General features: G+C 63.1%; 9 protein-coding genes. 2 read left to right on the top strand and 7 right to left on the bottom strand.

From position 1 onward, the window contains the following. Positions 1-2 precede the first annotated feature (2 nt). From U5A89_RS00235 to U5A89_RS00225, 3 genes are read right to left on the bottom strand one after another with little or no spacing between them, the layout of a single operon-like run. Positions 3-764 (bottom strand): SDR family NAD(P)-dependent oxidoreductase, encoded by a 762-nt coding sequence (locus U5A89_RS00235; protein WP_338159222.1) that lies wholly within the window; start codon positions 762-764, stop codon positions 3-5. A 13-nt stretch (positions 765-777) separates the two neighbouring features. Continuing rightward, positions 778-1,962 carry an acetyl-CoA C-acyltransferase gene (locus U5A89_RS00230; protein WP_338159221.1) on the bottom strand — a complete coding sequence of 395 codons (1,185 nt, stop codon included), beginning with the start codon at positions 1,960-1,962 and terminating at the stop codon, positions 778-780. 14 nt (positions 1,963-1,976) lie between these two features. After that, entirely contained in the window at positions 1,977-3,101 is a 1,125-nt protein-coding gene (locus tag U5A89_RS00225) for an acyl-CoA dehydrogenase family protein (protein ID WP_338159220.1), read from the bottom strand. A gap of 60 nt (positions 3,102-3,161) precedes the next feature. Between U5A89_RS00225 and U5A89_RS00220 the strand changes: the two genes are divergently transcribed. Further along, positions 3,162-3,839 (top strand): TetR/AcrR family transcriptional regulator, encoded by a 678-nt coding sequence (locus U5A89_RS00220; protein ID WP_338159219.1) that lies wholly within the window; start codon positions 3,162-3,164, stop codon positions 3,837-3,839. A 114-nt stretch (positions 3,840-3,953) separates the two neighbouring features. On the opposite strand, the gene ligD is transcribed toward U5A89_RS00220, so the two are convergent. The 3 genes from ligD to U5A89_RS00205 are packed head-to-tail and all read right to left on the bottom strand — an operon-like array spanning position 3,954 to position 7,590. Further along, a complete protein-coding gene (gene ligD / locus U5A89_RS00215; protein WP_338159218.1) occupies positions 3,954-6,455 on the bottom strand; it encodes a DNA ligase D in 2,502 nt (833 codons plus the stop codon). A 3-nt stretch (positions 6,456-6,458) separates the two neighbouring features. Continuing rightward, a complete protein-coding gene (gene ku, locus U5A89_RS00210) occupies positions 6,459-7,319 on the bottom strand; it encodes a non-homologous end joining protein Ku (RefSeq protein ID WP_338159217.1) in 861 nt (286 codons plus the stop codon). A gap of 19 nt (positions 7,320-7,338) precedes the next feature. Next, the gene (locus U5A89_RS00205) at positions 7,339-7,590 is read right to left on the bottom strand and encodes a hypothetical protein (protein WP_338159216.1); all 252 of its coding nucleotides are present in this window, start codon (positions 7,588-7,590) and stop codon (positions 7,339-7,341) included. Here U5A89_RS00205 and katG point away from each other — a divergent pair. Next, entirely contained in the window at positions 7,589-9,796 is a 2,208-nt protein-coding gene (gene katG / locus U5A89_RS00200) for a catalase/peroxidase HPI (RefSeq protein ID WP_338159215.1), read from the top strand. The genes U5A89_RS00205 and katG overlap by 2 nt on opposite strands. A 65-nt stretch (positions 9,797-9,861) precedes the next feature. Here katG and galB read toward each other — a convergent pair whose 3' ends face one another. After that, a complete protein-coding gene (gene galB, locus U5A89_RS00195) occupies positions 9,862-12,513 on the bottom strand; it encodes a beta-galactosidase GalB (RefSeq protein ID WP_338159214.1) in 2,652 nt (883 codons plus the stop codon). Positions 12,514-12,605 lie beyond the last annotated feature (92 nt).

Here is a 12,605-nt window from a genome sequence, read left to right as displayed (position 1 = left end):
CATCAGCGCGGGGCCATGCGGATCGCGCCGTCCAGACGGATCACTTCACCGTTCAGCATCGGATTGCGGACGATGCTTTCCACCAACTGCGCGTATTCGGCGGGTTTGCCAAGACGGCTGGGATGCGGCACCTGCGCGCCCAGGGCATCCTGAACCGTTTGCGGGAAGGCTTCGAGCATCGGCGTCAGGAAGATGCCGGGCGCGATCGTCATGACGCGGATCTTGTGTTGGGCCAGATCTCGGGCGATCGGCAGGGTCATGCCGACCACGCCCCCCTTGGATGCGGCGTAAGCGGCCTGCCCGATCTGCCCGTCATAGGCCGCGACGGATGCCGTGTTGACGATCACACCGCGTTCGCCGTTCACTTCGTCCGCCGCAGAAAGGCGGGCGGAAAATTTGGCGATCATGTTGAAAGTACCGATCAGGTTGACCGTCACCGTCTTGGCGAATGTGTCGAGCGGATGGGGCGCATTCTCCTTACCCACCGTCTTGACTGCAGGCGCGATACCCGCGCAATTGACCAAGATGCGGGCGACGCCATGGGCCTGTTCGGCCCCGTCCAGCCCCGCCGTGACGCTGGCGTCGTCCGCGACGTTGGCAGCGACATAGACACCTCCCAGCGATTGCGCAGTCGCCCGTCCGGCCTCTTCGTTCAGGTCGAAGATCGCGACCTTTGCCCCTTGCGCCGCCAGCATCGTCGCGGTCGCCTTGCCCAGGCCCGAAGCGCCGCCGGTGACGATCGCCGCCACGTTGTTGATGTCCATGTCCCTGTCTCCTTCAGATCAATTCGACGGCCATCGCGGTGGCTTCGCCGCCGCCGATGCACAGGCTGGCGACGCCCCGCTTCAGCCCTCGCGTCTCAAGGGCAGAGATCAGCGTCGCCAGGATGCGCGCGCCCGACGCGCCGATCGGATGGCCAAGCGCGGTCGCGCCGCCATTGACGTTGATCCTGTCGTCCGGGATGCCCAGTTCCTGCGCCGCGATCATCGCGACGACGGCGAAGGCTTCGTTGACTTCGAACAGATCGACATCCGCGACCGACCAGCCCGCCTTGTCCAGCACCTTGCGCATGGCAGGTACGGGTGCGGTGGTGAATTTGGACGGCTCATGGGCATGGGCGGCGGTCGCTACGACCTTCGCCACCATCTTGAGGCCGAGTTTTTTCGCCACGCTGGCGCGGGTCATGACCACCGCCGCCGCGCCGTCCGAAATGGAGGAGGCGTTGGCTGCGGTGATCGTGCCGTCTTTGACGAAGGCGGGCTTGAGCAACGGAATCTTGTCCGGCTTGGCCTTGCCCGGCTGCTCATCGGTATCGACGATCGTATCGCCACCGCGTCCCTTCACCGTCACTGGCGTGATCTCGCGCGCGAAGGCGCCGCTGCCGATCGCGGCGTTGGCGCGGTCGAGCGATCGGATCGCAAAGGCGTCCTGATCTTCGCGCGTGAACTGATATTCGCGCACGGCGTCTTCGGCGAACACGCCCATGGCTTTGCCCGGTTCATAAGCGTCTTCCAGGCCATCCATCATCATCGTGTCCACGATCCGGTCATGGCCGATCCGCGCGCCGGAGCGATGCTTGGGCAAGGCATAGGGCGCGTTGCTCATGCTTTCCATGCCACCGGCTATAACGATATCGGCCGCGCCGCTGGCGAGCGCCTCATGCGCCATGATCGCGGCCTGCATCCCCGATCCGCACATCTTGTTGACGGTCGTCGCTTGCGTATTGAGGCCAAGGCCAGCGGCCAGCGCCGCCTGTCGCGCGGGCGCTTGCCCCAGGCCCGCAGGCAGCACGCAGCCCATGTAGATGCGATCGACAGCATCGGCCTGCACGCCCGCGCGCTCGACCGCGGCCTTTACCGCCGCCGCGCCAAGGTCCGTCGCTTTGACGGAAGACAGCGCACCCTGAAACCCGCCCATGGGGGTGCGGGAATAGCTGGCGATGACAACGGGATCGTCTTGCATCTTATAACTCCTGCTTAAAGGCTGCGTGCGATGACCATGCGCTGGATGTCCGACGTGCCTTCGTAAATCTGGCACACCCGCACGTCGCGATAGATTTTGGCGACGCCATAATCTTCCAGATAACCATAGCCGCCCAGCGTCTGCATCGCGCCGGACACGATCGTTTCGGCCGCTTCCGACGCGAACAGCTTGGCCATGGAAGCTTCCGCCAGGCAAGGTAGACCCGCATCCTTGGTCCGGGCGGCGTGCAGGACCAGCTGCCGCGCCGCCTCCAGCCGGGTGGCTAGGTCGGCCAGGCGAAAGCCCACCGCCTGATGATCGATGATCGCTTTCCCGAAACTCTTGCGATCCTTGGCATAGGCGACCGCAATATCGAGCGCCGCCTGCGCCATGCCGACACATTGGGCGGCAATGCCGATGCGGCCTGTTTCCAGATTAGCAAGGGCGATGCGGTAGCCCTGTCCCGGTTGGCCGATCAGCAGATCGTCTTCCACGAACATATCATCGAAGCGCAAGGCGCAGGTGTCCGAAGCGCCCTGCCCCATCTTATGTTCGACCTTGTCCACGCCATAGCCGGTCCGGTCGGTTGGCACGATGAAGACCGACAGCCCCTTCTTGCCGGCGTCCGGATCGGTGACGGCAACGATCATCGCCAACCCCGCGATCTTGCCCGACGTGATGAATTGCTTGGACCCGGTGATGCGCCAGCCACCATCGACTTTGGTCGCGCGGGTTCGCACCGCCGACGCGTCGGACCCCGCATCGGCCTCGGTCAGCGCAAAAGCGCCGATCGTGCGCCCGCCAATCAGGTCCGGCAAGAATCGCGCCTTTTGCGTGTCGCTGCCATCCTTGAGCAGGCCCGACACGAGGATCGAGTTCTGGATCGAGACGATGGTCGATAGCGCGCCGTCCGCTGCCGCGATCTCCATAAGCGCGAGCGCATAGGAGACCGCGTCCGCCTCCGCCCCGCCGAAGGATTCGGGTGCCGTCATGCCCCATAGGCCAAGGGCCGCCATGTCATGGAACAGTTCGGGCGGATAGCCACCTTCCGACTCGAAGCGCGCGCTATGCGGACGGATGGTTTCCTGCGCGAAATCACGTACAGTATCGCGAATGGCAGATTGAATTTCGGTCAGCATTTAACGCACTCGCATATTCTATACTGGTGGGTATATTGATTATCCTCGGGTTTCTTGTCAATGCTGTCCACGACAAGGGAGATTGCATTGCCCAATTCGGCCGCCACTCAGCTTTCGAGCGCCAGCGCGCTTTCGCCCTTCCGCAACAAGGCGGACCGAGAGCGGGAACGCGAAGAGAAGCGTGAAGCCGTATTGCTGGCGGCGGTGCGGATGTTCAATGCGCGCGGCTATCACGCCACCTCGCTGGACGATGTCGCGGCCAGCTTGGGCGTCAGCAAGCCCACCATCTATCATTATCTGGGCAATAAGGAGCAGGTACTGGTCGAATGCGTCAATCGTGGCCTGTCCATGTTGCGGGACGCTGCGGATGTGGCCGCGGGCCGGGCGGGCAGCGGCCATGACCGGTTGCGCGACTTTCTGGTCCGCTATGCCTGCATCAACATGGACGATTTCGGTCGCTGCGTGATCCGCACCAATGACGAAGTGCTGTCGATGGACAGTGCCATCCGCTTTCGGGCGCGCAAGCGGGAGATTGACGACGCTGTGCGCGGGATGATCGAGGAAGGGATCGCCGACGGATCGATCGCGCCGGTGGACGTGCGTTTCGCTTCCTTCGCATTGGCAGGCGCGCTCAACTGGCCGGCACGCTGGCATGATCCGGCCGGGCCGATGACATCGCTGGAGGTGGCGGAAAAGCTGGTGGATATTGCGCTGGGTGGCCTGACGCCGCGCGGCTGAAAATTCATATCAGCCTCCGTATCCGTTCGGGCTGAGCTTGTCGAAGCCCCTCTTGTCGTCGGCGTTGAAAGAAAAGCCCTTCGACAGGTCCAGGGCGAACACGTCGTGATATTGTTAAAGGTCGGGCAATGCCTGCGCGGCGAAGCCCCAGCCTTTGAGGGTCGCGGCGCGATCGACCAACTTGGCCCCGTCACGGATCGAAAAAGGATGGGCGTCCTTCATGCCGTCCAGTTCGTCCCAGTCGATCGGCACCGCGACCGGTGCATCTGGGCGGGCGCGGGCGGAATAGGGCAACACCGCCGTGCTGCCGCGCTGGTTGCGCAGCCAGTCGATGAAGATGCGGTCCTTGCGCTTGGCCTTGCTCATCGTCGCGACGAAGCGGTCAGGCTCGGCGGCGCTGAGCGCCTGGGCGAAGCGAGAGGCGAAATCCTTGTGCGTGTCCCAATTATGGCCCGGCGTCAGCGGCACGACGACATGCACGCCCTTCCCGCCTGACAGCATCGCGAAGGACACGAGGCCGATGTCGGACAGGCGCGCGCGTATATCCTGCGCGGCACTCTTTACGCGATCGAAATCCATGCCCTCGTCCGGATCCAGGTCGAAGATCATGCGGTCGGGCTGCTCCACTGCGTCGGTGCGACTGGCCCAGCCGTGAAATTCGATCGTCCCCATCTGGACGCAGGCGATCAGCCCTTCGGCATCCTCGACATAGATATAATCCTCGCTGCCGCCGTCCTTTTCGCGGATCGGCACCTGGCGCACCGATTTGCCGAAGGCGCCGCTGTCATGCTTCTGGAAGAAACATTTCTTCGCTCGCCCCTGCGGACAGCGGACCAGGCTGATCGGTCGGCGTGCGGCGAAGGGCAGCATCAGCGGGGCGACCATCGCATAATAGTCGGCCAGTTCGCCCTTGGTCTGGCCGCTTTCGGGGAAGATGACGCGGTCGGGGTTGGTGATTTCGATGGTAGGCGTTACTTTGGGGGGCGGCGCCGCTTTTTCAGGGGCGACCGCTTTTGCCTTCTTGTCGGCGCGCAGGCCCAGAAAGCTGGCGTGGCGAACGCGCCCGTCGGCGGTAAATTCAGCGAAGGCGATTTCGGCGACCAGCTTGGGCTTAATCCAGGTCGCGCCCCGCGCTTCGGCTTTCGGGACTTCGGCCGGTGAAGTATCGGTCTTGAGCGGCGTCATTGTCTCGTCCAGGGCCGCCATCATGTCGGCATCGAACCCGGTGCCGACCTTCCCTTTGTAGACCAGCGTCTTGCCCTCATGCTGGGCGAGCAGCAGCGATGCGAAGGGGCGGCCGCGTGCGGTGCTGGCGCTTCGGCCGATGATGACAAATTCCTGCCGACGCGTGCATTTGACCTTTACCCAGCTTTTGGTGCGGGAGGAGCGATAGGGCGCGTCGATGCGCTTCGAAATAATCCCTTCCTGACCCGCGTCGCATAACGAGCGATAGAGCGCCTCTCCTGCACCGATGACATGATCGGCGACATGGATGGGCGGAAGCGCTTCCTTCAGCAGTGCTTCGAGCCTTTCCTTCCGCTCGATCTGCGGCTGAGCCTTCATGTCCTTCCCCGCCAGAGACAGCAGGTCGAAGGCAAAGAACTGAAACGGCGTATCTTCCCGCTGCGCGCCGTTGCCGCGTTTGAGAACCGACTGAAGCGCGGAGAAGCTGGGGTTGCCGTCGGGTCCGAAGGCGACGATTTCCCCGTCGATCAGCGCCGGTGGCAGGTCCAGCGCGGCGATGGATGCGGTGAGCGGCTGGAACTTGTCAGTCCAGTCGAGACCATTGCGGGTAAAGACGCGGACCTTCTCCCCATCGACCGCCACCAGCGCACGATAGCCATCGAACTTGATTTCGTGCAGCCAATCGTTGCTGACCGGAACGCTGTCGACCAATGTCGCCAGTTGCGGCTTGACGAAGGCGGGCGTCTTTCCCCGGCTCTTGCGGGGCTTGGCCGCGACCTTTTCATTATGGTCGCGCGCCGCCTGCATCTTGCCTGCAAATGCCTTCCCCTTCACGCCTGCAAGCGATTGGGCGCCTGCCTTGTCTGCGGCGATCTCCGCCATGGCGCGTCCGGTGAGAACGCTGGTCAGGGCGCGTTCGACCAATTGATCGCCTTCGCCCGCATCGGCATCCTCGATCTTGCGCAGCAGCCAGTTTTCGCGCTTTTCGTTCGGTCTCCCCTTCATCCGGACGAGCAGCCATTCGCCCTTCATCCGTTCGCCATCGAGCGTGAAATGGAGGTGGCCCTTGTCCAGATCCTTTGCGCTCTTGCCCTCTATCGGTTGCCAGGTGCCGCGATCCCACAGCATGACCGTGCCGCCGCCATATTCGCCTGCGGGTATCAGTCCCTCGAAGTCGCCATAGCTTAAAGGGTGGTCCTCCGTCCGCACCGCTAGGCGCTTGTCCGCCGGGTCGATGCTTGGCCCCTTGGTCACGGCCCAGCTTTTGAGCACACCGTCGATCTCCAGGCGGAAGTCCCAGTGCAGCCGGGTGGCGTCATGTTTCTGGACGACGAAGCTGTTGCCGCCGGGCTTGGCGACTGCGCCCTTCGGCTCTTTGGTGCGCGCGAAATCACGCTTGGCGTTATAGGTAGCAAGCGGATCGCGCGCCATGGATCAGGCGCTTTTGCGCTTGGCCGGGGCGCGGGTCTTGGGCGATGCGGGTTTCTTTGCAGGCGCCTTTTTCGCGCCATCGCCGACCGATTTCTTGAGCGCAGCCATCAGGTCGATGACATTGCCGCCCTTGCCGCCGGTCGGTTCCTCGACATCCTCGATGATCCGCTTGCCCTTCGCCTTCTTCTTTTTCTCGATCAGCCGCTGGAGCGCATCGACATAGCGGTCGTGAAATTCCTCCGGCTTGAACGGGCCGGTCTTCTTATCGATGATCGTGGTGGCGAGGTCGAGCAGATCGGGATCGGCCTTGTCATCGGGGATGTCGCGGAAATAGGTCTGGGCGCGGGTCACTTCGTCGGCGTAGCGCAACACTTCGAGCACGAGGCCGCGACCGCAGGGCTTTAACGACACGAGCTGCTCGCGGCCGCGCACAGACAATTGGCCCAGTCCCACCTTCTTTGTCTGGCGCAGCGCGTCGCGCAGCACGGCATAGGCTTCCTCCGCCAGATCGTCGGCAGGAACTACGAAATAGGGCTTTTCATAATAGAGAACGTCGATCGCATCGGACTCGACGAACTGGACCAGTTCCAGAGTCTTGCGGCTTTCGATCTTGACCGCTTCAATCTCTTCCTCCTCCAGCAGAACGTAATTGCCCTTGGAGATTTCGAAGCCTTTGAGGATTTCCTCTCGATCCACCGGGCCGACGCCCTGCACCACCTTTTCATAGTTGATCGGCTTGCCGGTCGGTTCGTGAATCTGGCGGAAGGATATCGCCGCGCCTGACCGCGTCGCCGGGTAGATCTCCACCGGGATCGAAACCAGCGCCAGTCGTATCTGACCCTGCCAATATGCACGTGCCGCCATGAAAACACCTCCGGTCGCATCAGCGCCCCGCGTAGGCGGAAGTTCCTTGTTGCCAGGGGAACGGCATCAGCGGCTTTGCATTGACGCGGATGTGATTGACGGAAACCGCTTCGCCATGCCCATTCGCGTCGCTTGCGATTCCAGACGGATTCTCGTCATCACCTTGCCTTCGACCGATATTATCGATCAGACAGAGCAAGAATCCCGGCTTTGTTCCGGCTCCGACCACTATTACCACTGTCGCAGGGATGTAATCAGGAGAAATCGACATGGATGCCAAAACCTCTGACCCGCTAGGCTGTCCGATGAAGGAGCCAGCCGCCGCGCGCACCTTGTTGGGTCGCACCAATCGCGACTGGTGGCCCAATCAGTTGTCGCTGAAAATCCTGCAGCAGAATGGCTTGTCCGGCAATCCGCTGGACCCGGATTTCGATTATGCCGCCGCGTTCCAGTCGATCGACTATGATGCGTTGAAGGCCGATCTGACCGCCCTGATGACCGACAGCCAGCCTTGGTGGCCGGCGGACTATGGCCATTATGGTCCCTTCTTCATCCGCATGGCCTGGCACAGCGCAGGCACCTATCGCACCGGCGACGGGCGCGGTGGCGCGTCGTCGGGTTCGCAGCGCTTCGCCCCGCTCAACAGCTGGCCAGACAATGGCAATCTGGACAAGGCGCGCCGGTTGCTGTGGCCGATCAAACAGAAATATGGGCAGAGCCTGAGCTGGGCGGACTTGATGATCCTGGCCGGCAATGTCGCGATCGAATCCATGGGCGGGCCGGTGTTCGGCTTTGGCGGCGGACGCGAAGACGTGTTCGAGCCGGAGAAGGACATTTACTGGGGCACGGAAGAAAATTGGGTCGGCGACGAAGCCAATGAAACGCGCATCCAACCCGACAAGGAGATGGCGCTGGAAAGCCCGCTGGCGGCGATCCAGATGGGCCTGATCTACGTCAATCCCGAAGGGCCGGGTGGCAACCCCGATGCGCTGCAGTCGGGCCGCGACATTCGCGAAACCTTTGCGCGCATGGGCATGAACGACGAGGAAACGGTCGCGTTGACGGCGGGCGGCCATACGTTTGGCAAGGCGCATGGCGCGGGCGACGCATCGCTGGTCGGATCTGAACCCGAAGGCGCGGACATCGCGCAGCAGGGGCTGGGCTGGCAGAGCGGCCATGAAAGCGGCATGGGCGACCATACCATCACCAGCGGCATCGAGGGCGCTTGGACGCCGACGCCGATCAGCTGGGACATGACCTATTTCGACATGCTGCTGGACCATGAGTATGAGCTTGTGCGCAGCCCGGCCGGGGCCAAGCAATGGCAGCCGGTCGGCAACCCGGAAGAGACGCTGGCGCCCAAAGCGCATACGCCCGGCGTCAAGGTGCCCACGATGATGACCACCGCCGACATGGCGATGAAGGTCGATCCGGCCTATCGGGCGATAATGGAGAAATTCCGGGCCGACCCGGCCTATTTCGCCGACGCCTTTGCCCGCGCCTGGTTCAAGCTGTGCCATCGCGACATGGGGCCGAAGGTCCGTTACCTCGGCCCAGAAGTCCCGACCGAAGATTTGATCTGGCAGGATCCAATTCCGGCCCCGACCGGCGCGGGTTTGAGCGATGCCGATGTCGGCGCGTTGAAGGCGAAGATTGCCGCGTCGGGCCTGTCGGTGGCCGATCAGGTCAAGACCGCCTGGGCGTCTGCCGTCACCTATCGCGGGTCGGATCATCGCGGCGGCGCCAACGGCGCGCGGTTGCGGTTGGCGCCGCAGAAGGATTGGGATGTCAACGAACCCGCGGAACTGGCGCGGGTGCTGGCGGTCTATGAAGGCATTGCCAGTGAAAGCGGCGCGTCGATCGCCGACCTGATCGTGCTGGGCGGCAGCGTCGGCATCGAACAGGCGGCGAAGGCGGCTGGCTATGCGCTGACCGTGCCGTTCACGCCGGGTCGCACCGACGCGTCGCAGGAGCAGACCGACGCCGACAGCTTCGACGTGCTGGAGCCGAAGGCGGACGGGTTCCGCAACTATCTCCAGACCCGCTACAATGTGCCGACGGAAGAGTTGCTGATCGACCGGGCGCAGTTGCTGGGCCTGTCTGCGCCGGAAATGACGGTGCTGGTCGGCGGGCTGCGCGTATTGGGCGCGAACCATGGCGGGTCGAAGAATGGTGTGTTGACGACGCGTGTCGGCCAGCTGACCAACGACTATTTCGTCAACCTGCTCGACATGGGCACCGCCTGGAAACAGGTGGATGACGAGAGTGACGAGACGTTCGTGGGCACCGACCGGGCCAGTAACGAAGAACGGTGGACGGCGACGCGCACCGACCTGGCTTTCGGCTCCAATTCGCAACTGCGGGCTTTGTCGGAAGTCTATGCGTCCGCCGATGCCAAGGACAAGTTCGTCCGCGATTTCGTGGCGGCTTGGACCAAGGTCATGAATGCCGACCGGTTCGATTTGAAGGCGGCATAAGCGACAGGGAGTTGGACAGTTCGCAGCGGTTTTTCGAAGGCCACTACGAACTGTCTAACGCAAACTCAGCGTTTCGCGCTAATCTCTATCTGGTTTTCGCCCAGCCCTTCGCCCTTTGCGCGCAGGATGATGCGACCGGGGCGGTCCGCCTTCACGATCGCCAACGCCAGGCCGTTGAAGGCGTTGCGGTGGGCCGATGGGAAGGCGGTGAGATCGGTCGGGTCGCCATTGTCGGTGGCGACGATCTGGCCCGGTCCTTCGATCGAGAAGCTGATCGCCTGCTTGGCGGCGGGGACGATATTGCCGTCCTTGTCCAGCACCTTCACCGTTACGAAGCTGAGGTCGCGGTTGTCGCTGGCGATGGACAAACGGTCGGCGGTGAGAGATAGTTTGGCAGCCTCGCCCACGGTGCGGATCGTCTCGGTCGCCCAGGGCTGGCCGCCTTTCCAGGTGACGACCTTCACCTCGCCGGGTTCATAGGTGACATAGTCCCAGCGGAAGCGATATTCATAGTCGCGCTTCTTGATCTTGCCTTGGGATTGGCCGTTGACGAACAGTTCCGCTTCGTCCGCCGAGGAGAAGACGTGGACCGGCGTGATCTGACCCACGCGGTCGGGCCAGGTCCAGTGCGGCAGGATATGCGCGAATTTGAGGTCAGGCCGCCAGCGCGCCTGGTAGAGCCAGAAGCGATCCTTGGGGAAACCGGCGAGGTCGAGGATGCCCGAATAGCTGCTGCGTGATGTGTAGTAGGGCGTCGGTTCGCCCAGATAATCAAAGCCCGTCCACACAAATTCGCCCGCGACATAGGGGTTCTGGTCGTCCGCGGCCCAGACGCGGTCGGGCGAGGAGCCGAAGTCGGCGGCATGAAGTTCGTAAGCGCTGACCTGATGCGTGTCGGGATTGCCGCCGGACCAGGGGCGTACCGGTCCGCTGATCGCACCTGCGACGGGGAACATATATTCGCCGCGGCTGGACAGGGCCGACGCGCTTTCGGTGGACAGGATCATCTTGTCCGGAAATTTCGCCCGGAAAGCGGGATATTGACCGACGATGCCGCGGATACCCGCGCCCTGATAGTTGAGGCTGATGACGTCCACCGTGGTGGGCAGCAGCATGTCCGCCTTGGCGAAATTCATCGCGCCGGTGGCAGGGCGGGTCGGGTCTTCTTCATGCGCAATGGCGACCAGTTCGCGGCCGATCTTGGCGCCTGCTTCGCCGTCATATTGTTCGCCGACTTCGTTGCCGACACTCCAGAGGATGATGGACGGGTGGTTGCGGTCGCGGCGCAGCATGGCGCGCAGGTCCGCTTCATGCCAGTCGGGGAAGATCAGGTGGAAATCGTGCGGGGTCTTCTTCTTTTCCCAACTGTCGAAGACTTCGTCCATGACCAGGAAGCCCATCTGGTCGGTGAGTTCCAGCAGTTCGGGCGCGGGCGGGTTATGGCTCATACGCACGGCATTGGTGCCCATGTCGCGCAGGATTTCGAGCTGGCGCTGGGCTGCGCGGCGGTTGAAGGCCGCGCCGATCGCGCCCAGGTCATGATGATTGTTGACGCCGCGCAGGGGGATATGTTCGCCATTGACGATCACGCCCTTGTCGGGATCGAACCGGATGTCGCGCACGCCGAAGCGGGTTTCGTAAGTGTCGATCGTCTTGCCGCTCTGACGGACGGTCGAGACGGCGACATAGCGGTTGGGCTGCTGCGTGGGCGGCGGGCCCCAGAGGCGCGGGTTGGTGAGAATCGTGCTGCCGTTCAGCACGGCTTTGGCGCCGGGGGCGACATTGGTGGATTGGCGCGGGATGCTGGCAACGGGGCGACCGGTGCGCTGGCCGTTGGTGTCGAGAGCATATAGAGCGGTGGCGACTTCGACTTGCGCGGGCTTGTCGCCGTCATTGTCGAGCGCCAGGCTGAGATTGACGGTCGCTTGGTCCTTGCCGACCTGCGGCGTGCGGACGGTGCCGCCCCACTGGCCGACATGGACCTTGTTCGCGGTGGTGAGGTAGATGTCGCGATAGAGGCCGCCGCCAGGATACCAGCGGGCGGAAGCGGCCGGATTGTCGAGGCGGATGGCGAGATGGTTCGTGCCGCCCGGTGCGGCATAAGGGGTGAGGTCGAGGCGGAAGCTGTTATAGCCATAGGGCCAGCCGCCCACCAGTTTACCGTTGAGCCAGACGGTGGCGTAGGACATCGCCCCTTCGACATCGAGGAAGATGGATTTCCCTTTGTCACGGGCAGGAATGTCGAGCGTCTTGCGATACCAGCCTATGCCCCAACTGGGCAGGCGACCCATGCCGCCATAGGGACCGTCCTTGATGAAGGGACCGGCGATCGCCCAGTCGTGGGGCAGGTCGACCCTGGTCCAGCCGCTGTCGTCGAAACCGGGCTGAACATAGGTGACGTCACTGCCGGGATTGCCCGCCGGGCGGACATGATGTTTGGCAGGATCCTTGATGAAGGGGTTGGCACTGGGCAATATCCAGGGCTTGAGGACGTTAGCGCCGCTGTCGTCCACCTTCACCGCTGCGTCGGGGCGGGCGTCGGCCAGCTTGCCGTCGCCTGCATCCTCGATCGGCGGGCGGACGTCATAGCGTAGATCGGTGGTGAGGCCCGCCGGGTCGCCCTTGGTAAAGCGCCAATCCTTGCTGATGGATATACTGTCGGCAGCATGGAGCGGGGTCGACAAAGCGGTCATGGCGATCACGAACAAGGCCGTCATGGCGAGCGACCGTCCGCGTCTGGATCGTCTGTGCGACAGCGAGTTGGACAGTTGAATCACCTTTTCTCTCTCCAGGGTTCCGCATATGGTAG

It is taken from the genome of Sphingobium sp. HWE2-09 (assembly GCF_035989265.1).
Lineage (GTDB): Bacteria > Pseudomonadota > Alphaproteobacteria > Sphingomonadales > Sphingomonadaceae > Sphingobium.
Note: the sequence above shows the minus strand (reverse complement) of the source record. Positions and strands in the feature narration are given on the sequence as shown.